Annotated in this window: 18 protein-coding genes and 2 pseudogenes; 10 read left to right on the forward strand and 10 right to left on the reverse strand. The window is 44.9% G+C overall.

Annotated elements, in window-relative coordinates; translation table 11 throughout:
• The first annotated feature begins 161 nt into the window (after window positions 1–161).
• Entirely contained in the window at window positions 162–869 is a 708-nt protein-coding gene (locus L4D05_RS16730) for a GntR family transcriptional regulator (protein WP_265674244.1), read from the forward strand.
• Between the two features lie 46 nt (window positions 870–915).
• On the opposite strand, the gene L4D05_RS16735 is transcribed toward L4D05_RS16730, so the two are convergent.
• Window positions 916–2,115, reverse strand: coding sequence for an enolase C-terminal domain-like protein (locus L4D05_RS16735; RefSeq protein WP_265674243.1), 1,200 nt, complete (start codon window positions 2,113–2,115; stop codon window positions 916–918).
• Between the two features lie 264 nt (window positions 2,116–2,379).
• On the opposite strand from L4D05_RS16735, the gene L4D05_RS16740 reads away from it, so the two are divergent.
• A complete protein-coding gene (locus L4D05_RS16740) occupies window positions 2,380–3,822 on the forward strand; it encodes a PTS transporter subunit EIIC (protein WP_265674242.1) in 1,443 nt (480 codons plus the stop codon).
• Between the two features lie 315 nt (window positions 3,823–4,137).
• The gene (locus L4D05_RS16745; protein WP_265674241.1) at window positions 4,138–4,293 is read left to right on the forward strand and encodes a CCGSCS motif protein; all 156 of its coding nucleotides are present in this window, start codon (window positions 4,138–4,140) and stop codon (window positions 4,291–4,293) included.
• 179 nt (window positions 4,294–4,472) lie between these two features.
• Here the strand turns inward: L4D05_RS16745 and L4D05_RS16750 are convergent, their stop codons facing one another.
• The 6 genes and pseudogenes from L4D05_RS16750 to L4D05_RS16775 form a co-directional block, all read right to left on the reverse strand.
• Window positions 4,473–5,267 (reverse strand): DUF3726 domain-containing protein, encoded by a 795-nt coding sequence (locus tag L4D05_RS16750; protein WP_428794695.1) that lies wholly within the window; start codon window positions 5,265–5,267, stop codon window positions 4,473–4,475.
• Window positions 5,261–7,000 carry a hypothetical protein gene (locus L4D05_RS16755; protein WP_428794696.1) on the reverse strand — a complete coding sequence of 580 codons (1,740 nt, stop codon included), beginning with the start codon at window positions 6,998–7,000 and terminating at the stop codon, window positions 5,261–5,263. The genes L4D05_RS16750 and L4D05_RS16755 overlap by 7 nt, the downstream gene beginning before the upstream one ends.
• A gap of 161 nt (window positions 7,001–7,161) precedes the next feature.
• Window positions 7,162–8,673, reverse strand: a pseudogene (locus tag L4D05_RS16760) (BCCT family transporter); the annotation flags it as partial.
• A gap of 230 nt (window positions 8,674–8,903) precedes the next feature.
• Window positions 8,904–9,893, reverse strand: a complete 990-nt coding sequence (locus L4D05_RS16765; protein ID WP_265674237.1) for a membrane dipeptidase — start codon at window positions 9,891–9,893, stop codon at window positions 8,904–8,906.
• Window positions 9,894–9,986: 93 nt separating this feature from the next.
• Complete coding sequence (locus L4D05_RS16770) at window positions 9,987–11,444, reverse strand: aldehyde dehydrogenase family protein (protein ID WP_428794697.1); 1,458 nt, start codon at window positions 11,442–11,444, stop codon at window positions 9,987–9,989.
• Between the two features lie 105 nt (window positions 11,445–11,549).
• Window positions 11,550–11,951 carry a RidA family protein gene (locus L4D05_RS16775; protein ID WP_428794698.1) on the reverse strand — a complete coding sequence of 134 codons (402 nt, stop codon included), beginning with the start codon at window positions 11,949–11,951 and terminating at the stop codon, window positions 11,550–11,552.
• A 157-nt stretch (window positions 11,952–12,108) separates the two neighbouring features.
• Between L4D05_RS16775 and L4D05_RS16780 the strand changes: the two genes are divergently transcribed.
• The 7 genes from L4D05_RS16780 (at window position 12,109) to L4D05_RS16810 (ending at window position 21,724) form a co-directional block, all read left to right on the forward strand.
• On the forward strand, window positions 12,109–12,993 hold the full coding sequence (locus L4D05_RS16780) for a LysR family transcriptional regulator (protein WP_428794699.1): 885 nt from the start codon (window positions 12,109–12,111) through the stop codon (window positions 12,991–12,993).
• 499 nt (window positions 12,994–13,492) lie between these two features.
• Window positions 13,493–14,317: a hypothetical protein gene (locus L4D05_RS16785; RefSeq protein ID WP_428794700.1), complete on the forward strand. Its 825-nt coding sequence runs from the start codon at window positions 13,493–13,495 to the stop codon at window positions 14,315–14,317.
• A complete protein-coding gene (locus L4D05_RS16790) occupies window positions 14,311–15,393 on the forward strand; it encodes a hypothetical protein (RefSeq protein WP_428794701.1) in 1,083 nt (360 codons plus the stop codon). Before L4D05_RS16785 ends, L4D05_RS16790 begins: the two co-directional genes overlap by 7 nt.
• A gap of 128 nt (window positions 15,394–15,521) precedes the next feature.
• Window positions 15,522–16,520, forward strand: a complete 999-nt coding sequence (locus L4D05_RS16795; RefSeq protein WP_428794702.1) for a 5'/3'-nucleotidase SurE — start codon at window positions 15,522–15,524, stop codon at window positions 16,518–16,520.
• A gap of 11 nt (window positions 16,521–16,531) precedes the next feature.
• Entirely contained in the window at window positions 16,532–17,170 is a 639-nt protein-coding gene (locus L4D05_RS16800; protein ID WP_428794703.1) for a hypothetical protein, read from the forward strand.
• Window positions 17,171–17,414: 244 nt separating this feature from the next.
• Entirely contained in the window at window positions 17,415–18,158 is a 744-nt protein-coding gene (locus tag L4D05_RS16805; RefSeq protein WP_428794704.1) for a TerC family protein, read from the forward strand.
• 467 nt (window positions 18,159–18,625) lie between these two features.
• A complete protein-coding gene (locus tag L4D05_RS16810; RefSeq protein ID WP_428794705.1) occupies window positions 18,626–21,724 on the forward strand; it encodes a chondroitinase family polysaccharide lyase in 3,099 nt (1,032 codons plus the stop codon).
• A 459-nt stretch (window positions 21,725–22,183) separates the two neighbouring features.
• On the opposite strand, the gene blaGMA is transcribed toward L4D05_RS16810, so the two are convergent.
• The 3 genes and pseudogenes from blaGMA to L4D05_RS16825 all read right to left on the reverse strand — a co-directional run.
• Window positions 22,184–23,032, reverse strand: a complete 849-nt coding sequence (blaGMA, locus tag L4D05_RS16815; protein ID WP_428794706.1) for a GMA family class A beta-lactamase — start codon at window positions 23,030–23,032, stop codon at window positions 22,184–22,186.
• 473 nt (window positions 23,033–23,505) lie between these two features.
• A complete protein-coding gene (locus L4D05_RS16820) occupies window positions 23,506–24,837 on the reverse strand; it encodes a sulfatase family protein (protein WP_428794707.1) in 1,332 nt (443 codons plus the stop codon).
• Between the two features lie 193 nt (window positions 24,838–25,030).
• A pseudogene (locus L4D05_RS16825) lies at window positions 25,031–25,261 on the reverse strand (transposase); the annotation flags it as partial.

The following is a 25,261-nucleotide window of genomic DNA, read 5'->3' on the forward strand; positions in this document are numbered from 1 at the left end:
TTATTAATAAAGATGGATCTCAAGAGAATAGTCGCCTAAAATTATGGAGTTAGGTAAAGTATTTTCAAAAGCTAGCATCGATAGTCGATAGTCGATAGTTTATGTGCAATGTTGTATTCACACTCTTTTAGCCCCTCTAATTACTAGGTTTTCATAATCCGATGAAAAAATATGAGTTTATCGTTCAAGACGTTATCAGTAAGATCTGTCAGAATGTTATTACGATGAAATTGCCTTCAGAAAGAGAGCTTGCAGAAAGTTATGAGGTGTCTAGGTTTACCATAAGAAAAGCACTAGAAAAATTAGAATCTATCGGTATTGTTACCGTGAAGTCTGGTTCTGGTATATTTATTAATGGAGACATTAATAATAACCCCCTTGTGTATAACTCTATTACTGAAAATAGTTTCAAGAGTATGTCGTATAGTAAGCTGACATTGAACAAAAGAGTGATGGATTCAAATGAGAAACGTGTGTTTCTTTTGGACGATGACGATTATATATGGAATGTAAAGCGCTTAAGGCTCATTGATGGAAAAGTCATTCAAGTAGAAGAAGCGAGAATGCCGGTAAAACTATTTCCAAAAATGAATGATACGATTATAGAAAACTCTTTGCAAAAGCACGCACTCGACATAGGTTTAGATATTGAACAATATCTCACAACCTACCGTGCAGTAAATACTTCAAAAGAAGAAGCACAACTGCTAGATTGTAAGCGTGGTGCAGCGGCAATGAATATTACCAACCGTGGTTTTCTCTCGAATGGTGAAGTGTTTATTGTCAGTGATATTATAGATATAAATTATCAATGCACGTATCACACCCCATTTAATAGTAAAAACATTCAATATCGAGATAAAAAATAGCCGCAAAGCGGCTATTTTATTCATGGGTTAGAATAGTACCCACCCATTAAGGTGTATGAATACTGCCATCAGGTAAGCGGCTTTGTGTCCATTCATGTGGACGATATTCCACTGGATAGTCAGTAGCAGCTTGGCGGTTCATCTCAACACCAATACCAGGGACTTCAGAGGCATAAAGATACCCATTCTTGGGTTCTTGTGCATTTGGGAACACCGCATGGGTATTCTCTTTATATTCAACATGCTCTTGGATAGCGGCGTTGTGCAAATGAACGTTTAAGTGAGTATTTACTGCGGCACCAATCGGTGTCATATCAGGCGGGCAGTGCCATGCGATACGCACACCAAAGTGTTGACAGAAGTACCCTAGCTTTAGTGCCGGTGTGATACCACCAATTTGTGAAACATGGCAGCGGATAAAATCGATGCGACGATTAATAATGAGAGACTTCCATTCCTCGGGATTATTAAATAACTCACCCAGCCCAAGAGATACCGAGGTTTGGCTTCTTATATTATCTAACCACTCGGTTTGACTTGGCGGCAAGATATCTTCAATGAAGAATGGCTTGTATTGCTCAACATCTTTTGCAAATTGCACCGCTTGATTAGGGAATAGGCGCTCATGCACATCATGGAGAATGTGGAATTCATTACCATATTTCTCGCGAAGCGATTTAAACATGGTCAGCGTGTTATCCATATACTGGTCTTGGTCGTAATAGGATCCAGAAGTTGGGTTTTCTGTTGTATGGATATTTTCTGGCACACCACCGTAAAAACCAAGTTGGCAGCGAATATGTTTATAGCCTTGTTCAAGGAAACCATCAACGAGTTTGTAAATACCTTCCATTGAATCACTCGTGGCATGAGTATATACAGGAATAGCATCACGAGACTTACCACCAAATAATTGGTGTAAAGGCATATTAGCAAGTTTGGACTTAATATCCCAAAGTGCCATGTCAACGCCTGAAATAGCATTGTTAATAACTGGGCCATTACGCCAATAAGCATTAACCATCATCATTTGCCATAAATCTTCTATATTATTGGCGTTTTTCCCAATAAGCAGAGGCTTTAAGTATTCATCTACCATCGTTTTAACCGCGAGTGGGCGTTGTTGGAACGTCGCGCAGCCATAGCCAGTGACACCAGCATTGGTTTCAACAATGACAGTGACTAAATTATGCCTGTCTGGTTTGGTAATAATACATTCAATACCAGATATAATGGTTTCTTTCACAATGATGCTGCCTATATAAATTAACTGCTATTATCTAACCGCTAAAAACAGGTTTGATCAAGTAAAAAATAGCCTATTTTTTATTGGTTCATTATTAGTGGTAATAGTTAATGAAAAACAGACCAATTCTGGAAATATCATGAAATGTGCTAAATTCGATGTTGAAGTGTGATTGCTTTCTCACTTTTTCGAGTTGGATTTATAGGCCGTCTCCGTATTATACAAACAGACAAATTCATCATAAAATAAGAATTCGGACGATATATGCAAGCGAATGAACCTATGGATGCATTGGATCCAGCAAAGATAGCCTCATCTAAAAATATGAATATAAAAGAAAAAATAGGCCTGTTGGTTGATGCTCTTGGGGGTATTAACAATATTGCAGACTCGACGCATTGTATGACGCGTCTGCGATTCAAATTGAAAAATGAATCGCTTGCCGATGGCGAAGTGATAAAGAGTATTCATGGTATAAAAGGCGTGGTTTTTCAGGAAGGACAGACTCAAGTCATTGTTGGCGTTGAAGTAGAGCAGTGGTTTAAATCACTGCCTGCTAACACAGCATCTGACGATGATTCCATAGAAGCGATAGAAACGGCAAGTAAAGGCAAATTGTTCCAAGGTGCGATGCGCATCGTAGCGGGTATTTTTGGCCCCGTCGTCCCGGCGATTGCAGGTGCAGGTATGTTGATGGGTCTACTATCGGGACTGATTGCGACCAATGTTATTTCCGAAGATTCAGATACCGTATTCTTTTTCCGCTCTATCTCAGTCGCGGTATTCTTCTTCTTACCGATGCTGGTGTCATTTTCTGCTGCGAAGATGTTTCGAGTCAACGAATACATTGCGTTGGCAGTGGCAGCGGCGATGCTGTCACCAAAATTAGCAGATAAGGCAGCGGCGTTAAACGGCATTGGAGAGCTTGCTGAGCTAAAAGTTATGGGAGTTATCCCTGTTGAACTGCTCAATTATGGCGGTGCTATCGTTCCTGCGATACTTGCTGTTTGGTTGCTGTCTAAAGTGACGCCATTAGTCGATAGACTGATCCCATCTGTGGCAAAACCAGTGTTTACGCCGTTGTTTGCGTTTGCGATTACGTCGACGATTACTCTATCTGCTGTCGGACCTTTAGGTATTTGGTTAAGTAATGGTGCGGGTTGGGTAGTGGGTTCACTATTGGAAATCTCCCCAACGTTAACTGGCTTTGTATTTGGTATTACTCGCCCAATTACAATTGTGTTTGGTATTCATCACAGCATGACGCCGATCAGCTTGAACAACTTTGCGCTGTATAATAAAGATTTGCTAATGCCAATCATGTGTTTAGGCAATCTGGCGATTGCAGGGGCGACTATGGCGATTTGGCACAAGCAACGCAAGACCGTGTCTAAGGAAGAGTCATCAATTACAGTGAGTTCTGGCATTACGGCAATTCTTGGTATTACAGAGCCTGCGTTATTTGGTGTGTTAACGAAGTACACCAAAGCGATGCTGACAGCGAGCTTAGCGGCCGGTATCTTTGGTGCCATTTCTGTGACTATTGATACGCACCTTACTAGCTATATCTTGTCTTCAGTGTTTAGTTTGCCAGCGTATCTATCGGGTGGTACACAAAACTTTATTCAAGCGGTACTGGGTGTTTGCGGTGTGTTTGCTCTCTCGTTTGTCCTAACCTCGATGTTTGTTAAGTTAGATGACAAGTAAGCTTCTATAGTGACTGGCTGACAATAATAGCCGAGTTCGTGAGTATTCATACACAAAGAGCACGGCTATAAATAGAGACTAAGCCCGTTCATAAGTGAGCGGGCTTTTTTGTGTGTTATTTGATCGAGTCGCGATGCCGCGTTTTTCATCCGCCAGCTCATCAGTGTTGTTGGTATGCATGTATAGACTGTTTGAGGTTAAGCACAGAAAAGATGTGCGAGATCAATAGTTGACTATTTTACTATGGTATTGTGCGACTACTATTTAGCCAACATATTTAGCCAACATATTTAGCCAACAGATTTGGAATCAGACATGACATTATCAATTAAGAAAATTTTTCAAAAGAAAGACGCCCAAGCGACCCAAGAAAAGAAGCCTAGCTCATCGGAAAAGATGGCGGATAAGAATAATGCCGAGGGTAAAGGCAAGCATGATACCCCAACGGGTTGCTGTGGTTCATGCTCGTAACACAATCAAGATAGACCGTTCAAATTAGGGTTGATAAAGTGAATAGCGCTTTGGATCGGAGCTTATCAGAACCACGAGCGCTATCAATTGATGTTACAGAACAGTCATACTAGAAATTATGCGATTCAAGGCGGTAATGCCAATGATCATAATCTCAAAGGCCATCACTAAACAGGTAGCTAAGCCACTTCTCCAGCCCCTTTCACCGACTGTTCACTGTTTTCCACCAGTATTGCGGTTGCCGTTTGTTTAAGCAGTCCCCACTCTTGGTCGTCAACGCTAATACCATTATGCCACGCATTTTGTTGCGCTTGTGACAGTTCATTAGAATCGATATGCAGGCTGTAATCACGCGAAAGCGCTGTTACGTCAAAGTCTTGAACGGACAGCTCTATGATCATGCTATGGTTGCTATGGTTGCTATGGTTGCTATGGTTGCTATGGTTGCTATGGTTGCTATGGTTGCTATGGTTGTTGGTGTCTTGAATGTCTAGTGCATCTGATAAGAATAACTCGGGTGCCACACAACCGCGATTTAGGATATACATAGTATGTTTAGGACTGCTGCCATTGGTCCACCTTGCCATACAGGCTATACCTTTTGATGCTAGCTTGACTAATTCACTGTAAGCTAACCAGCGATTGTGACAATGATTCAGTTCGATAGTCATCGACTTTGAGCCGATCATTTTTTCAATGGCATAGTCCATTATAACTGGCAGGTGGCACGCTAAACTGCAATGGTGAAGATTTACGCTTATCCGTTGTGGCTGCGTGAGCGTAATATCAGCCGGGCGGTCTTGGTCATGACTAATATAGCGACTGGCGTTATTAAAGTGACGCACCCCGTGCAGTCCAACCATTTGTAGATCGGCAACCATGTTGGCAATGACGTCGGCTTCTCCGCATGAGCGACGCATACCAAGAAATGCCTTATTAACCGCAGCGACTAATTCATTATGAGAGACTAACATGATGCGTTTCCTCCTGATAACGGCTCGTTGCTTTGTAATGATTCGCTACTTGGTAGTAGCGGGAAAATCCAATTATCCTCGAAGGTATTGTTGTGTACTTCATCGAGTAAAGGGGCGCCTTGGAAAAAGGTGACGCGAACCCAACGGTCTGAACGCGGGTCAAACTTGGTCGCCCCAAATACCGCTAGCTTGCAGCGTAGTAGATGCATTGGCAATGCGTCTTTATGTAACACATTCATTTGAATATCGCCCATTTCTTTATGACCGAGCGTCCAAACACGTCTTGCAATCGCACGGTGCTGAGGATGCTGTACAAGAAACTCAGCCAGTGACAACTCGGACTCGTGTTGACGTAATGCGTGATAGAGGGTGTTAACTTGGCGCGCTACGTCCAGCGGCAGTTCTTTATCTTCGCCAAGCTCCTCTCCGCGAATGCCAAGTCTGGGCTCTTCTTTGTCTTGCGAGCGATACCAAAACCAATAGTGGTTCTCTGGTAGAGAAAAATCGATATCGACAGCCCATTGGTAGGCGCGTTCAATTGTCGTCTGCAGATCATGAACTTTTTTGCCACTAGGCAAGAACAAGGTTTCATCACTGTTCATCTGTTCTTGATAAGTATCGACCAATTCAGGGTAGATCTCCATTAAGCACGACAAAACGATCTCTTGGGCTTCTAGGCTCATGTCGGTGCAATGCTGAATAATCTCCCCCCATGATGAATGTTGCGTAATTAACACGGGTAGCTGACGCTGTAAGCGGTCTAGTTCAACCATGGCGCTGGCATTGGATTGGCGCTGCTGATCGTTAATAGTGATCACTTGCTGTAAGTGCAAGCGAGCTTTACTGAGCAACGCTTGAAGGGGAGATAATTGTTTGTCTTCCGCTGGATGATGTAATACCGCTGCCAGTGCTTGCTCTCGTGTGGTCATCCACTGGTCCACGATCGTTGGGTGGTTAATGAGATAAGGAGCCATACCTAACCCGGTGGCATTTCCAACGCCCAAATAACGCTGCAGTGATGGGGCTAGTGACGTGGCGTGTTCGCCTCCTTGTTGGGTGGCGAGGTAATTAACCCAGTCTAAGCTAAATTCACGTAGCAGATAAACGGCGCACATTTGGGCGCTAAATGACTGACTAAAATCGGGATTGTTCTCTAGTCGTTTAAAGTCTGCGATACCAAACTTACCATTACCATAAACGGCAGTCGTTCTAAGAATATAACCCACCTTGGCCAGTTCACTTGGGTTAGGTTGGTCACCTTTGGCAAGGTGACTGACGATGTGTTCGAACACACGCACACTTTTGTTGGCACGAGCGAGCACCAAAACGTTGTTGGGATTTCTGCCTGCTTCTTGTAAAGGGACATTTGCTCGAAGTTGCTCAAGGAGTCCAACATCAACCTCGCCATCGACTAACGCGAAAGTCACATCCCATCGCTCAGCGATGACGCGATCATTACGATCTTCATCGGCGATCTCATCGCAAAATACCACTAGATGATAAGTATGTGTAGGGGTCGTGAGCTTATAAGTCACATGACCAAACCCTTGCGGAGAAAGTTGCCAGTCGGCTTTGGATACCGTCCATTGTTGCTTGGCCATTTTACGAATGATCGTGCGAACAAAACTGATTCGGTTTTGATGCATTGCGCCTAATCTTGCCGGTGCCATGACGATGTCAGCAGAGCGTAGTGTAGGTTGGGTAGTCGTGTAAGTCGTAGGATGTGCATCCATGTTGCTCACCACCATTTTAATTATAGTATTGTTGATGTTCTAGTCGGAGCGAGATAACTCGCTCCGCTATGCCTGCCGTCTTCAGATGTATGTTCACCTGTTTGACGAGTGTCTTTCTTTTACTGCATCCACAGCGGCAGCGTTTTGGCTGCTGTGTAAATCTATAGTCCCTGTTCTTTTGCTAGTTTCATCGCGATTTGAGGAGCGTTCCACAGTGATGGCAGCAAGATGAGTGAAACGGGCACCGCGGTAATAACAATGAATGATTGCAACGCGGAGATGCCGCCGGAACCAAGGGAAATCAGGATTAATGCTGTTACCCCCATCATTACCCCCCAAAAGGTGCGAATAATCGCATTGGGTTCGGTTTCACCACTAATGACGACACTAATGGTGTAAGTCATCGAGTCGCCGGTCGTGACAATGAAGATAGTGGTGAGAATCAAAAATAGAATGGACGTTAGCATTGGAAACGGCAGCTGCTGAGTCATTGCCAGTAGCGCGCCAGGTAAATTAAAGCCTTCAAATGCTTTACTCACGCTACCAGGATCGGCGATTTCAAACGCTAAGCCCGAACCGCCGACAATGGTGAACCAAAAACACGTCACGAGAGGAGCAACGAGGCTGATGATAGAGACCAATTGACGAATGCTGCGACCTTTGGAAATACGAGCGATGAAAATTGCCATCATCGGGCCGTAGCCTAAGAACCAGCCCCAGAAAAACACGGTCCACCAACTTAACCACCCTTCATCACCACGATAGGTCGCCATAGGAAGGAAGTTATTGAGCATGCTTCCTACACCTTGAATATAGCCATTTACGATAAAATTGGTTGGCCCGAACATTAGGATGTAAATCATCAGCGCGACCGCTAAGATCACGTTATAACGACTCAGCATCTGCATACCACGATTCAATCCGCTGAGCGCTGACAAGGTATAGAGCACAATGGCAAAACTTACGATGATAAGTTGCGTAGTGAAACCATCTGGAATATCGAACAACGCATTAAGCGCATAACTTATTTGTAAGCCGAGAAAGCCGATAGGGCCAATGGTTCCAGCGGCAACCGCCACGATACAGCAGGCATCAATGAGGGCCCCTGTTTGGCCTTTGAGTGCACGCTCTCCCAGCACTGGGTAGAGTAAGATACGTGGTTTAAGAGGCAATCCTTTGTCGTAGTGTAAGTGCATCACCACTATGGACGTTAAGCTGCCCACAATTGCCCAAGCAAGGAATCCCCAATGCATGAATGATTGAGACAGGGCGTTAACCGCACCTTGATAGGAGCTTTCTTGCGCGCCATATAAAGGTGGTGGGCTAACATAGTGTGCGATAGGTTCTGCTGCTGCCCAAAATACGCCGCCTCCGGCAAGAAGGGTACAGAAGATAATCGCTACCCAGCGGAAGGTGTCCATTTCGGGTTTGTTTACTCCGCCAAGAATGACTTTGCCTGTTCGCCCTGCTGCAAGTGCAAGACCAATAAGAAAAGTCAGAAGTAGCAGCAGTTGCCAATAGGGGCCAAAGACATTTACTGACCAAGCAAAGCCGGTGTTAACGAGATTAGAGAGTAATTTGGCATCGTATAGAGCGATGGCAACAAAAAGACCGATAAAGCCGCCGCTGTACCAAAAGGCAGGGTTACTTAATCCAAGGTTTTCGTATGTACTTGCGTTATCAGTACTGGCTTGTTTGTCACCAGTGGAGGCAGCGGTCATCTCCGCTGGCTGCACTCTCGAAGCTTTGATACTTGTAGCTTTCACTTTATTGGTTAAATCTGACATGCTCTGACTCCAGAGGTTTCTTTGCGTGAATTTCGGGTTCACGACAAAGGATTGAGTTAACACCTACTTTGTTATTTTTGCTATTAAGCAGGCTGTTCCATGTTTGGGCTACGACTTTACGAAATAGGCTCTAATCCTTGTTGTAAGAAGGTAAACCAGTTCTCGCCCAGTATTTTTCCTGCCTCGGATTCGCTGAATCCATGGCGCATTAATCCGTTGTAAATGTTTTCCATTCCAGCGCTACCGCAAAACCATGGCAGCGCATCGGGCCATCCAGCGTTACTGGCTGATCCTTCCCCATAATCCATGGCTTTAGACCAACGCCCGTTGCGCATCCACTCTAGAACCTCTTGAGGTTGGTTTAGGCATAGATCGCTACCAATACCTAAGTGCTCGACCCCCACCATATCGGCGGTTTTTGCCACCATTTGGCAGAAATCTTCCAAGGAGCATTGGCTGCCATTTGGCAAATGAAAGGGGTATAAACTAAACCCAATTAATCCGCCTCGAGCGGTGAGCGCTTTGATCACGTTGTTGGATTTATTACGTAGTGCGTCAAACGCAAAGCTTGGGTTAGCATGGCTGATGCAAATGGGCCGTGAAGATAAGTCAATCGCTTCAAGCGTTGAACGCTCGGCGCTGTGTGACATATCCACTATCATGCCAACTCGGTTCATTTCTTCGATGGCTTGCTTGCCGAATCGCGTGACACCGCTGTCATGGCTTTCATAGCATCCCGTGGCTAATAGGCTTTGATTGTTGTAGGTGAGCTGCATGATCAGCAACCCTTGCTGACGCATGACCTCAATGAGACCAATTTCATCTTCAATGGGCGAACAGTTTTGCGCGCCAAAGAAGACCCCCACTTTCCCTTGAGCTTTCGCTGTTTCAACGTCGGCCATTGAGTGTACTGGCATAATGAGGTCAGCGTTTTGCTCAAACCTTAAGTTCCACTCGGCGAAGCGAGTGAGTGTTTCTCTGGCATTCTCGTGATAGACCATAGTGGCATGTACGGCAGTGATGCCACTGCGTTTTAGGGTTTGAAAATATTCTCGGTCCCAATTGCAGTACTGCAATCCATCTATAACAATCCGTTGTTGGTACATAGCCATTCCTCACGCTTACGGGTTCGTATCGGGTTTTCGATTGAAGTGGGAGCTTTGCTTTGGCCTTGCATAGCAAAGCTCCACGCACGTGTCTTAGTAAGGACGTTGGTATGCGGTTTTAACGACGGTATAAAACTCTTTCGCGTACTGGCCTTGTTCACGAGGTCCAAAGCTGGATTCTTTACGTCCCCCGAACGGTACGTGATAGTCCGTTCCCGCCGTTGGCAAGTTGACCATGACACAACCGGTTTGTGCTTGTTGTTTGAATAGTGCGCTGCTACGTAGACTCTGCGTGATGATGCCGCCAGTGAGTCCGAAACGCGTGTCGTTTGTGGTTGCGATGGCTTCATCAAGATCAGCAACGCGAATCACGCAGGCCATTGGTGCGAAGACTTCTTCTTGGTTAACATCCCAGTGGTTTTTCGTGTTGAGAAAGAGAGTGGGTGACATGTAGTGCCCATCATGCTTAAGGTTGAGCTTTTCTCCACCAAACGCGAGCTCTGCGCCACATTCGCGAGCTTTGTCTATCCACGCGAAATTGGCGTCCAGTTGATTGCCATCGACAACTGGCCCCATGAATACTCCTTCTTCAAGTGCGTGACCGACCTTAAGTTCGCTCATTCGCTTAATGAGTGCTTCGACGTAAGCATCGTGAATACCGTCCATCACCACAAGGCGTGAGGACGCGGTACACTTTTGTCCCGCACCAGAAAACGAACCTGCGATGGTTGCTTCGACGGCAATTTGGATATCGGCGTCGTCGGCGATGACTAAGGCGTTCTTACTGCCCATTTCTAATTGGCAGCGAACAAAATTAGGGGCCGTCGCAGCCGCAACTTTACGACCCGTTTCAACGGAACCAGTAAAACTAACGCCGTTGATATCAGGCGAGTTAATTAAGGTGTTACCTACCTTGCTGCCACTGCCAAGGACAAGGTTGAACGTCCCTGCGGGAATGCCTTGGCGGTGAATGATTTCGGTTAACGCCACGGCACTGGCTGGTGTGAGGTTAGCGGGTTTCCAAATAACACTGTTTCCGAATGCCAGCGCTGGGGCGATTTTCCATGCAGCCGTCGCGGTCGGGAAGTTCCAAGGTGAGATGATCGCAATGACACCCACAGCTTCTCGAGTCACTTCAACGGAGACGCCAGGGCGAACAGAGTCGGCACTGTCACCGATTTGTCTTAGCACTTCTGCTGCAAAATATTGGAAGAATTGACCCGCGCGATAAATCTCGCCGCGACCTTCCATAAATGGTTTCCCTTCTTCTTTAGAAAGCAGCGTGCCGAGTTCATCGCAGCGGGCAATGAGTTCATCACCAATGGCTTGCAATACCGCTTGCTTGCGTTCTATAGGGGTTTTCTCCCATTCTGGCTGCGCGTGCTTAGCAGCCGAGATGGCCTGCTCAACTTGCGCTTCGCTGGCTTGAGCGAACTGCCCCAAATTTTCACTGATATCTGAGGGGTTGATGTTGGCAATGGTATTGATTCCAGATTGCCATTCTCCAGCAATATAAAGTGCATTTTCAGTAGGAAGGGTAGCTAAAGTCATGATGGTGTCCTTGTCATGATGTGGTTGCATGTGAGTCTGGCAACGTCGGTAAAGGGTAAAAGTAACTCAATAATTAACACGGCTAGCCGTCAGTCAGCGGCATGCTTATGTCTGTGATTCTGATACGGCCGCATAGACAACGAATTCAACCAACATCTCTTCGCGCGCTAACCCGGCAACGACAACGGCGGCTCGGTTAGGGTAGGGGGCGTTGAAATGTTCGGCGTAAACGGCATTGACGGTTTTTAAATATTCTCGGTCGGTTACGTAAATCAAGACTTGCAGTACGGAATCGAGAGATTCTCCCGCGCACTCTAATGTATGGGCGAGGTTGGCAAAGGTTTGACGAGTTTGAGCCTCAATCCCCCCTTCAACGACGGCGCCCGTCGTATCAATCGGAATTTGAGCGGTATAAAGCGTACCATTATTGACAATAGCCCATTCAAGCGGTGCTTTTGAGGCGAAAAGTTCAGTCTTAACTGGGTGTTTTTTTGTTTGAATGTCCACGTTCATATCCAACCATGTAACGGTAATGTTTCGAGATGGTTAAATATTGCCTTCTGATATATGATAAATCTAACGGTAAATATTTTACATTTGATAATAAAAACTTATCACCTTACGTTAAGTAAGGTAAATAAAGGGCTGGCAAGGGATAGAGCATATGCAGATTAAGCTTCAGCAATTGAATCATTTTGTGATGGTGGTTGAAGAAGGGGGATTTCGAGCGGCTTCCCATCGAGCTAATCGTTCACAGGCGGCACTATCAACATCGATCAAAGAACTGGAAAGAATTCTAGGGCAGCCTTTGTTTGAATCGGGCAACAAATCAACACTCACGCCCTTTGGTGAAATATGTTTGCCAAAAGTACATAAATTCTTAAATGTCTATAAAGCGCTAGATAACGATCTCCGCGCGGCGGCGGCTGGGCAACAAGGTCGGGTGAGAATTGCCAGTGTCCCATCGGTTGCTGCGAAGTTAATCCCCAGTGTTTTAGGCGCATTTTGTGAAAGGTATCCGTTAGTTGAAGTGAGTTTAATTGATGACAATGCTGCTGGGGTTGAGGCTCGATTGCTTTCAGGGGAAGTGGATTTAGCATTGGGGAATAGCTCCAACTTGGAACAGGACACGATTGATTTTACCCCCTTGATATCGGATCAAATAGGCGTTGTTTGTTTGAAGGATAACCCTATCGCATCGCAACCCAATGGCATTGAGTGGCAAACGTTATTGAAGCAGCCATTTATTCGTAATGGAACTTGCACACTGTTAGATGCAACCCCGGCACGCGCTTTGAGTGAGCAAGCTTTGTACTCTGTCGAGAATATAACGTCTTTATTCTCGGTATTAGAACTGGGTATTGGTGTTACCACCTTGCCTAAGTTAGCGTTCCCAACGAACGAGACACGATTGGTTTGGATTCCGCTCATTGATCCGCCATTGGAGCGTCAAATTGGCATCTTTCGGTTAGCGGAGCGAACCATTTCGCCTCAAGCGCAAGCCTTCTATGACCTGTGTGTGGAGTACTTAAACTATAACGACTCGTGAAGAACGACTCGTGAAGGAGCAACGAGATCTTATGCCAACGAGTACGACATCGATTGAAAAATAGCGTTGCAGAGTCACGTTTCGCTCGAAGACATATGTTTGTCATGACCGATGGGTACTATCGGTGAGCAAAGATTGAGGAACAGGATAACTGTCATGCGATTAACGTTAGCTGAGCTCGTATTATTTCGATTCGTTTTGTGTCGATTAAGCCCAACACTATTCAACCGCCCCCGACCTTTAAGTGTTATCCAGTATGCAGTGGGGCTGCTGCTTGCGGTACTTTTCGTGATGACCGTGGGCTCATTGAGTATAGAGACATGGTTGTACCAGCATTATTCAATGCCTAGTTAAAAGTTAAAAGTTAAAAGTTAAAAGTTAAAAGCTAGAGGTTAAGAGCTAAGATGACCGTTTTCTTAATGAGTCTGGCATGATGTGGCTCTTTTCATGTAATTGTCATCTTTGAAGATTATTTTGATAGGCATAGTGAGGGAATACTATGTCATTTAACCTACACCTCAAGGCTATCGCGTTATTTGCGGTGGTATCTTGTGTCTATTTTTATACGATACGACCTCAAATTACGGTGAATACGCCGGAGTGGTTGGCTCAAACCCACTGTGTTGTAAGTGAATCGACAGGACAAGATTCGTTTCGAATCTATATTCCAACCGATTGGCGTGCGCAGCAATTGGCGACCGTGCTTTGTCAGGAACTGCTCAGGGGGACGCACTATCAAGACGTCATAATTTCGTGGAAATCGCGCGAGAGTTTGTCTGCTGACGAGTTGCTCCTGCAAGAGTTCGATTTAGTAATGAGTCGTCATAGAGAGCTTAATGGTTTGGTTCCGGATTATGCAACGCTTTACCATGAACTGCTTTCTTATCCTCAATACCCCATTTATCTGTATGCTCAGATGAGATTAGATTCGGTCACCCAGAGTGTATTTTACAAACGAACGGTAGGATTATTGCGCGACAAAAAGAGTCAGTCTGGACATTTAATTCCTCTATTGGCTTTGAAACAGCGCCAGATAGTGGTGCCTGCAGAGCAACTGCGTTGGTTTGATAACCGTGAACAAATGATCCGCGCTTTTTCTAATCGGGAAGTCGATTTTATTCCAGCGCTAGGCATTGAGTCTGGGTTAGCAAGCTGGCCAATGAAGCAACGAACCTTATTAAAAACGATGCCTTCACTCGGCAGTTGGTTTCTTGCGACAACGGTTGAATCATCGATTGGGTGTGTTATTCAGCGTTATTTCGTTAGTCAAGAGACGCATGGCTTGTTTTCTTCTTCGGCGGTTGATCGCGGTGAGTCATGTTAAGTCGCCGTTTATTTTTTTGTAATGCGGAACGTATTCTTTCCGCTAATCTCATTCCATATGCTAGCCGTGTTGACGCTGTGCAATGGTTAGGGTTCATTACCGCGGTGTGCTCTTTCCCATTATTTTGGCTTGTTGTGAATGTCATACTGGAAAAGAGCCTGGCTCAAGCATTGCAGCAGCAACTCCCGATACTTTTTCAGCAAGCTGCGGTGAACAGTTTTGATGCCCATGCATTGGTATTAAAAAGTGAAGCGAGCCTAAAAACAATGATTGAAGGCATTTCTTTTAACTATGGCTGGTTAGGGGCGGTGGTAAAGCACGTTAATGTTTTAGAGATATCTCTAACCTTAACAAATGAAGCGGTAGATGCAGATGTACACTTTATATTTGACCAGCGCCAATATGGCGTTCATTGGTCACTTGAGGTTGTTTGGGTGCACGCCAAACTGTTGGCACTGATATTACTTAACCCAGTTTTTGTCACGCTACTTATCCTATTGCTATGGCGCAGACATAAAGGAGAGCGTAGTCATACACGCTCTCCTTTGCAAAAGGGTAACGACGTAGTACTAACCTCAAGTTTAGAGCAGCCACAAACGCAGGCTATAGAAGTGCCACAAGCCCTAAATAAAGGTGATCAAGTACCTGACTTGGTCATGAATCCCTCGTACGAATTGCAGTTTGAGCCAACAACTCAGACCGTGGTGATTGACGGCCGGCGGATTGTCATGCCTAAAACGCCATTTTTCTATTATTTGTGGTACGCCCAGAGACAGCTAAATGGTTTGCCTCCTTTCGTTAACCCGTCGATGCATCATCCTGACATTCGTGCAGGTGAGGAGCTAGCCCAACTGATGCGTGAGTTTGGTGGTCATGCCCGAGCAATCAACGATCTTGAGCTACAGGGGCTTCGGGCGAAAACACTCGATCAAAATCGAAATAAGATTAAGGATGAACTGTTAAACCAACTTGGTAATTGTGCCGAGGATTTCTTATTTACGAAAACTAGAGACCAGAAAACTGGGCGATATCAGTATCAATTAAAATCAAGTAAGTTGGTGATAGTTGATAGTTAAAGCCCATTAAAACAACTGCTTACTAGTTTGAGATATCTATAAATTGTTAGAGTGATGCTTGAAACCAAACTGTCACATCATTTTCCTAATGTGGTCGGCGACATTAACCCTTTAGGAAAGGAATCAACATGAACACCAAGTTTGCAGCCCTGTCTTTAGCTATTGGTCTTGCTGCCACGTTTAATGCGAATGCACTTAATATTGTTCTTACTAATGATGACAGTTGGGCAACCAATAATATTCAAGTACTCCATGAGAAGCTTCAGCAAGCAGGGCATGACGTTATTATGTCTGCGCCTTGTACTGGGCAAAGTGGTAAAGGTGGCGCGGTACACTTCTTTGAAGCAGTAAACGTGAATCGAGATGAACTGGCCAATAATCAAGTTTGTATTGGTGACACGGATGAGAGCGTTGCATTCAAAGATTTTGTTGAGGGCACGCCAACCATGGCTGCGCTTTATGGGATTGATGTCTATGCTCAAGAGAAGTGGGGGCAGGCGCCAGATGTCGTCATTTCCGGACCCAATGAAGGGAATAATTTAGGCTATTTAACCAATAACTCGGGCACGTTGGGTGCAGCCAATGTTTCTATTGCGAAAGGAATACCAGCGATAGCGGTGAGCGCCGCTGATGGCGACGAAGAAAAAGCCCCTTATGTTGCTGCCATTGTCGTCGCCTTGCTAGAAGAGCTGGTGGCAAAACAACAAGCTGGAGCGCCTTTGTTGCCGCGTTACACCGGGCTGAATGTAAATACTCCGGTGGATCCGCAAAATCACCTTGGCTTTAAGCATACCAAAGTCGGGTGGAACCCTGGCAATGGAGGCTTGGTACTGAAGTTTGCTGGTGATATGTCTGAGAATGCAATGGCGATGGAGTTGGTGGCAGAAGGTATTATGGCCAATGTTCCTGGCATGACCAAAGAAGAAGCACTCGCAATGGCTAAACAGATGTACCTTGATAAAGGTGGTGTGGTGATTGATCTTGACCAAAACTACCCTGATCAAGCCGATGATAGTGAAGGTGTGGCGTTATCCAAAGGCTATGTAACCATTTCGACGATTGAAGCGAATGTCCAAGCTACCTCTGCTAAGTCAGAGTGGACCCGCTATCAATTACGTGAACTGTAAGTGGGGGCGGTATGTTTCGATTATTATTTGCTGTTTCTACACTGGCACTGCTTACTGCGTGTGATGATTCAGACTCAGGTTCTGGTGTCACGTCTCAAGGGGAATTTGTCGAGCAGTACCGAGGGACATACGTTGGCACACGACTCATAGACGGTTCAGCTGTGAGCTACGAGTTCACGGTAAATGATGGGCAATTCTATTTGACGAAACACTTGGACAACAACACGTCGGTGTTGTCTGTTGGCACTTACCACGATCAAAGCGGTGAAGTGACGTTTAGTGAACTTGATACGACGTGTTTACTTAACGATCAAACGCAGCAGTGTTATGTAGAAGGGATAGCGACCGCTATGGTGGGGAAAGCCCTTGATCCTGATGAGGTGAGTGTTTCGGATATGGAGGGTCGGTTCGAGAACCGATTGGGTTCTGTTATGACTTTAGTCCGTGGTGATAAACAGGTCTATGTTGAGCTTAGTGACTGCGCACAGTATGCAAACGTAGTAAGTGGAAACGAAATTCAGTTTCAACCCGGCGAGTGTTTCTCGGTAGCGACGATCAGTATGCTCCATAGCGAATCTTTGAACCAGCAAGGGGATACGATTTATGTCACGTCATCGAACCGCGATTTAGCGGGGTATTGGTTTAAGTGAAATAGAACCATCAGATGACAACTTAGCCCTGATGAACGGTGTTTGTCGGGGTTATTTTTATGTCAAAAGGATAAGTATAAATTTATGAATAGCGGATACGATTGGTTACATTTGTCCCTATTGTGTAGTAGCAAACTAAGTGATTTACTGTCGGCTCTTAATTACAGAGGAATACCCCATTAATGGACGACCCCTATAGTCGGCTGAACCAACCGATGCACTTCTTTTCTATGGAGTCATCACTATGCTAGATCTTTTCATGATGCCCGAGACCTGGGCCATATTTGCCACTCTATTTGCTCTTGAAATTATACTTGGCGTCGATAACGTCGTGTTTATTTCAGTGCTATGTGAACGCTTACCTCAACATCAAAGAGCACTGGCTCGAAACCTTGGTATCGCCTTGGCCGTAGCGGCTCGTATTGTGTTGGTATTTTCTATCTCATGGGTCATGTCACTCACTGAACCGGTATTGCAGTTTGAAACCGTACAGCTAAGTGGTAAAGATTTGATCATGATTGGTGGTGGCGCGTTCTTGTTAGCAAAAAGCGCGAAAGAGTTATGGGGTTGGTTAACTCATAGCGAAGTGGTGCATTCTACCCATGCTAGAACGGGACTCGCAGTCGTATTGCTACAGATTGTAGCGGTTGACGCGGTTTTCTCGATGGACTCGGTCATCACAGCCGTTGGTTTAACAAGTGAGGTGCCTATTATGGTCGCCGCGATACTTGCCTCCGCTGTCGTAATGGTGTTGACGGCTGAAAAAATTAACAGCGTTGTCACTCGATACCCTGGTTTTAAATTGCTTGCTTTACTGTTCTTAGTATTGCTAGGGGCATTGTTGATGGCAGAAGGTGCCGGTATTCACCTAAACAAAGGCTATGTGTACTTTGCGATGGCGTTTGGCTTGGTATTGGAGCTTTGCCATATTCAGTTAAAGAAAAAGCATCGTCGAGTGATTACTGCCATTCGTCCATTGCCTAACTGATACTGTAAGCGGCAACACAGAAAATGCTGGGCTAGTTGCAGAACTAGCTCAGTTAGTGCAATAACACGGTATATTTTTGTGGTGATGCAAATCACTAACGGAAGTGCCAGTCGCTAAATTCAGCAGCGCATGGAGTCTCGGCCGACCGAAGCGCTGATTTTTTTCTTCTTATTAATTGCTCTTCTTTTATTCTCAATGGCACGCATGCAACTTCGTGCTTACTCTTCACTTTTATTTGTTGTGTCTTCTCTTATTTCTCATCATTTGTTCAAGTTTGATTACCACTCATCTTTACGGCTATGCATGATGTTTGTGTACAGCTTTAATTAGTTAATGGTGACGATCACAAAGATAACGAAAGATTATCGAAATTAAACGAAAATATAAATTGCTTTTGATATATTGCATTTTAATTGTTGTCGATATTTTGTTTTCGGTGTGTTTCATTGTGTGGTTGGAGAACCTCTATGCAAGTTAACTATGCTCGCCTTGTGCGAAGTGCATTCCTAATTTTACCGTTCTTGTTTCTGAGTCAGAGTCATGCGAATCCGCTACGCTCTCAGATCCTTACGTTTGAAGAAACGACATTACCGAGTTGGGTGGAGGCAAATTCAGTTGAGCTTACATCAACTCGCGCGATTCTTGGTGATCAATCGCTGCTTTGGCGTTGGAATAATGGTGATACGTTAGATATTAACCATGCTTTTCAGCGCTTAACCGATCGTGAAGCCACCGATGCCTATGGGCGAAAAGCGACGCAAGCGCTGTCTTTTTGGATCTACAATGACACGGCGATTGACGCTGAGTTAACCGTTCGTTTATCCGATAGTCACCAGCAACCAGCCAGTATGACGGAGTTTCCTGTCCAGCTTAACTTTACCGGCTGGCGAGCTGTTGGCGTGTCGTTGAATTTAGACTTTACTCCAGAAGTGACACACAACTTTGCGAAAATTCAGCTAGTTGCTCCTAGCAATCTGCAGGGAGAACTCTACATTGATAGGGTGATGGTGTCGGTCGATGATGAGCGCTATCAATGGTCTGACTATCAAGTGCAAACGCGCTATGACATTCCTGAGATTGATTTTGGTCTGCCTGCCAACATTCCCAATGCCAGCCAAGCAGAAATCGAAGATGCCAATCGCATTAAAGAGGCATTGATCGAAGAGATAAAGGGTTACTCAGGCAATATGGAAGCGCTTGAGAGTAAGTTCGCGGACTTTAATGTCGAGATGGCGCCTGATGGCACGATGACTGGCCGTCATATTCTGACCGATAAGCAGCAGGTTATCTATCAGCACAATTACTTAAATCCTGAGGATAAGGCACTATTTGATGAGTATGCAATTTTAGGAGACTCAGATGGCGATGGCAATAAAATAGCGGGCTACGCCAAGTTAATGCTTGATATCGCTGCCGCTTACCATGAACCAAGCTTTGCTGGTAACCAAGCCCGCTTAGAAGAAATGTATGTGTTGCTAACCCGTCATTTAATTGATCAAGGTTTTGCCCAAGGTAGCTCAATGGTGACGACTCACCATTGGGGATACAGTGGTCGCTGGTGGTATAGCTCTGCGATTTTGATGGAAGACTCGCTTATTACCGCTAACCTGCTGTCGCCAACGTATGAAGCGCTACTATGGCTGTCACGTGAATTCAAAGAAAGCTTCGACATGGATCTTGATGTTGATAGCTCTAACTTAGATTACTTCAATACGTTGTCTATTCAGCATCTTGCATTGATTCTTCTGACACCAGAAGATGACGAGCGTGTTGCGTTATTGAAGCAATTTTCTCACTTCTTCTCCGGCGCAGTAGCACAAACACCACCCGGCTATCATGACGGTTTTCGTGATGATGGTACGGCGTGGCGCCATAACGGTCACTATCCTGGGTACGCTTTTGCCGCGTTTGAAAATGCAGCGATCGTGATGCACTTGCTCTCGGACACGCTTTACCATGTTCAGGATGATGCGTTAAATAAGTTGAAAAAAGTGATGGTCGCGGGCTGGCGTTATAGCAACCCTGCGGTGCCTATCGGGATCTCAGGTCGACACCCGTTCACGACGCTAAGCTCCACTCGTTATGCCTACGGCGTTGAAAGACTCGCTAAGACCTATAGTCCGCTCGATACAGAACTGGCGGCAATTTACCTGCAAATAAGCAACCAAACGGCGGCCGATAGCGTTGGGATTTTTGGTCAACGCATAGAGCCTGCAGCCATCCCACAAGGTAACTGGAGTTACAATGGTGGTGCGTTTATGGTTCACAGAAGTGGCGATAATTTGGCATTGGTTAAGGGGTACAATAAAGACGTTTGGTCGGCGGAGATCTATACCAATGATAACCGTTATGGTCGTTATCAAAGCCATGGTGGCGTACAGGTTGTTCCTTATGGTGAAAATGCCGACGCTGGACACGTAGAGGCGGGCTGGGATTGGAATAGAAACCCTGGTACGACAACAATCCATGTCGATTTTGATACGTTAGAGAGTCCAAGAACGTCAACCTTGATGCTGCGTTCTGATGAAGGCATTAGTGGCTCAACTTCTCTTGATGAGCAATATGGTGTGTTTGCTTTTAAACATAAAGCTCCCCAGCATTTAGCGAATTTTGAGCCAAGCTTTGTGGCGAATAAATTTGTGCTGTCTTCTCAAGGTAACCTGTACCTAACTGGCGATGGTATCAGTAACCAAGATGGCGCACACCCAACGGAAACGACGTTGTTTCAAGTGGCTTATTCAGACCGCTCAAATGGAATTTGGGTCAATGGCATGCATGAAAACCGCTCTCGATTTGAATACACCTTGAGTTCAGGGGATTGGATTATTGATGACAACAGTGTGGGATACTACCTCATTGATGCGCCGGAAGTGACCGTCAAACGTCAGAGCCAATCTTCTCGTCATAACAAAACTAAGCAAGCTACTTCGGGTGAGTTTACTACCGCTTGGATTAACCATGGCGTCGCACCGGATAATGCCAGTTATCAATATGTTGTGGTGATGAACGCGTCACCCTCTGCAATGACGCAACTGGCCTTACAGATGCAAACCGCGCCAATCTATGAGGTGGTAGAGCGCACCGATAGCGGTCAATTAATGGTATCGCACAGCAATGATTTGTATGGCTACAGCAACTTTACTGAGGGTGAATTTACCCAAGGGCCAGTACGTTACATTAGCACCGCAGCGCAAGTCTTGGTTAAAGAGCAGGCTAAACGTTTGTTAGTGAGTATTTCGTCAAGCGAATTAGCCATTCAAGCTGATGATAAGCCGACACCAGCAGTATCGATTGAGGTTGAGCTTGCTGGACACTGGAGAGCCGAAGAAGGGCATAACCCAGCGTTGTACATTCAAGGTGACAATACAATCGTACAAACCAGCAGCCAATTTGGACAAGCCACAGAATTAACCCTTTGTCCTGTCGAAGGTGATTGCGAAGATTCAGATTCTGGTGGTGGCGGGACGCCTCCAAGCGAAAGTAAGGGTGCGGGCAGTGTAGGTTTGTTGTCTTTTTCGATGTTGGTGTTACTTCTGCGACGCCGTTTTATTGGGTCAACAAAGTAAATGATAGAGTCATACGACATATCGAGCGCGTGAGGGGCGCGTAACGTATATTGGTAACCATGATGGTTAAAATGCGACTTTTCTAAAGTCGCATTTTTTTGTTTATGATTTTCAGCTTTACCCAAGAGGAGTAGGTGATTTGACTCATTAAGAAGTGCTACGTGAATCAAGTGTCGGGGACTAAATAACCAACGGTATCGATAAGTAACCAATTAATAAGCTGAGTAATAAACCAAGCAGAAGGTGTCAGAAGACAATATAGTTTGATCGATTCCAATAAAGTTTGTCACTTTTCCTCTGCCAGCCCGCTTGGCAGAGGAAAAATGAACCGACGATAGCAACACACCTTTGCCCCGAAACGAGTTATAGCCAAGGAATGAAGGTCGTTAACATGCCGTACACAACCCATTTGGCGCTGTACGGCATATCTATTGTCAATAGTATTACAATCTCATCTAGTTATTTTACAGCATACTCTTCGAAAATAGCCTTACCAATTTCATTAATTACTTTGTTACGTTCTGACATGGATAAGTTGGTTTGTGTCAGGTAAATACTAATGATTAATGGCTCGCGCTCATCATTCCAAATTGCAGCTGTAATACCACGCGAACCGTTAGCCCCTGCACCTGAACGATCTGCAATAGACCATCCTTCTGGCAAAATAGAACGGAGTAAAGAATCGGAAACAGTGTTCCCTTGCATCCATGCCTTAAGTTGTTTTTTTGAATTTTGAGCTAATACATCTTCGAATAAAATATGATGTAAGGTCTTATTCATCGCATTTGGTGCTGTAGTATCTCGTGGGTCATCAACTTTGGCTTGGTTTAGTTCAGGTTCAAAACGATCTAATTGAGTTACTTCATCTCCGGCCAAACGTAGAAAGTTAGTGACCCCCTGTGGCCCTCCGATGTGCTGTAAGACTATGTTAGCAGCAGTATTATCACTAGTTTTCATCGTAGCTTCGCAAGCATTTTCAATGGTGATTAAACTACCAACCATTTTTTCTGTGATTGGTGACCAAGCGATTAGCTCATCGGATTTTACTGGCGCTGTTTTGTCTATATCTAAGATGCCTCTATCAGAGTCTTGAAGCATTTTTGCACATGCTAAAGTCTTGAAAGTACTCATCATAGGGAACCTTTCATCCCCTTTATAGTGCCATTGTTGATCGTTGGAATCTAAAACTGATACACCTATGCGACCCGAGGTACTTTGTTCTATAGAATAAATCGAGTCGTTCAATGTTGAAGCGGTAGATAAAAAAGAAATGAACAAGCAGCTCAAAAGTAAGATTGATTTTTTCATGATAATCCGTTTGTTAATGTAATAAGGCTAAATTTACGGGGCGGGATAATACAGGCTGAAAGTAATAAATCAACCAGCAATTATATTAATTTTTTATGAAAGAAAGGTGTGCTTACAGAGTATTATTTTCCACTCTAATATAGGATAAAAAATGACCACGTGAATCTCATATGCTTAAGTTAGGTATAGATTGGGAATAACTCATTTCTGTCCAAAAACGTTTCAGAAATTGATCAATCTTTATTGTTATTTCCACCGTGTTTCTGGTAGTAATGCGTCTCAAAAGTGATCAGACTTTATCTTTTTATAGCCTACGAATCGCTTGAAGCGGCACATTTCCGATCAAAGTTTAATGTCCTCCGACAGAAGGCGTGGAAAGTTCTACGGAAGGATTATTGCAAAAGAAAAGCCAAGTCACCTAAATAGGCGACTTGGCTTTATTTTATGCTCCTCGAGGGGGAGCGCTTTGGGGATTAGAGTTTACCGACAGAGCGTAAATACTCGTCAATGGCGCAGTCGCCAGTATGGTTGTGATAGCCCGGCTCATGCGCTGCCCATTTAGGGTCGACATTGATTGCGAGTGCCTTAAAAGGATCGACGGTTTCGCGGCTGTAATCGGAGAACTTCTGGCGATACTCTGCCAGCAATTCAGCATGAGCTGCGTCGTTCGCGAGGTTACGTTTCTCACCAGGGTCATTGATTAAATCGTAAAGCTCTTCGTCTTTGTTTTCTTGATATACGGTGTATTTGTGCGTTTTAGTCCGCAACATACGAGCCGGTTCAATAATGGTTTCGCGGCTGGTATACCACTGTGAAACGACATTGTCGCGCCAGTCAGCGGGTTGCTCTCCACGAATCAGAGGCATCACACTACGGCCGTACAGACCAACAGGAATTTCGATGCCCGCGTAATCGCAAAGGGTTGGGACTAAATCACACAAAGAAAGTAATGCGTCGTTTTGCGCGTTTTCTGGAATGCCCGGGCCAGCCATAACAAATGGTACATTGGTGGTTTCTTCGTAGAAAAAGCTAAACTTGGTGACGTTTTTATGGCTAGTCATTGCGTCGCCATGGTCACTAAAGAATACCACTAACGTGTTGTCAGCCGCATCTGAGTTAGCCAGTGCATTCAGTACGTTGTGAATACAATCATCACCCATTTTAGTGTAGTGGTAATAGGCCGCTAAGTATTGTTGATAATTTAAATCACTCCAATGCGCCGCTTGGTGCATACGGTGGTGACGACAACACATATATTGAAGAGACAGCGGACCAATGCCTGGAATGTCGCCATGGGGGCCTGCAAATTCACCTACCCAGCCACAAATGTTGTGAGGGTTGTTGAAGTCCACTGCCATGACAAACGGTTTATCGTGTTTCTTGTTTAAAAATTCGATGCTCTTTTGTTCGGCATAGACGTCTTCGCGTGAGTCATAATCGACAGGGAAAGCATCGGGAGCGTCGAGCTCCATTTCAATTTGTTCAGCACATTCAAACCCACTCAGTGAGCCAAAGTCATGTTGTTTACCAAAGTGAACGCATTCATAGCCTTGTTCGGAGAACAACTTGCCAAGCGTTGGCATGGTGGTTGGAATATCAGGGCTGTTGTTGCCGTGCACACCATTTTGGTGTGGAAGGCGACCAGTCCAAAACGAGGCACGCGAAGGGCCACATAGTGGGTAAGCGGTAAAGGCTGAATTGAACCGCGTACCTTTATTTATTATCGAGTCGATTGCTGGGGTGTTTGCAACCGTATTACCATAGGCAGCAATGCCTTTTTTAGCCAACAATCTTATAAAGGACACACACTTAAAAAGAAATAAAAAGCACTCCCGTATTCGAAGTAGCAATTAACTGCATACTTTAGCTTTCTTCAATCTATTTTGGTGAAGCTGTCTAGTTTCTTAAGAGACGTTACTTACATTTAGGAATTAGGCGAACGACAGTACCCAGAATTTTCACTGGTCTATGGGTAGGAGTGGCGGTGAAAATGGGGGCTTATTCTAGTTGATAGATGTGCATCTTTCTATTATTTAGGGCGATCTTAGCTTGGGCTGTATGTGCGCGACAGCCAACGGCTGTCGAACGTGTCTTTTCTAATGCGGTACATATCGTTAACCAACTCTTTTGATTGACATTCAAACGCGCCAAAATAGCGGGTTGATTATCATCCATACTGGCTTTGTCTTCGCGAAATCGACGTGCAGTCCAGTCTACTAACTTAATGTA

The sequence above is a fragment of the Vibrio nomapromontoriensis genome (assembly GCF_050337205.1).
GTDB classification, from domain to species: Bacteria; Pseudomonadota; Gammaproteobacteria; order Enterobacterales; family Vibrionaceae; genus Vibrio; species Vibrio nomapromontoriensis.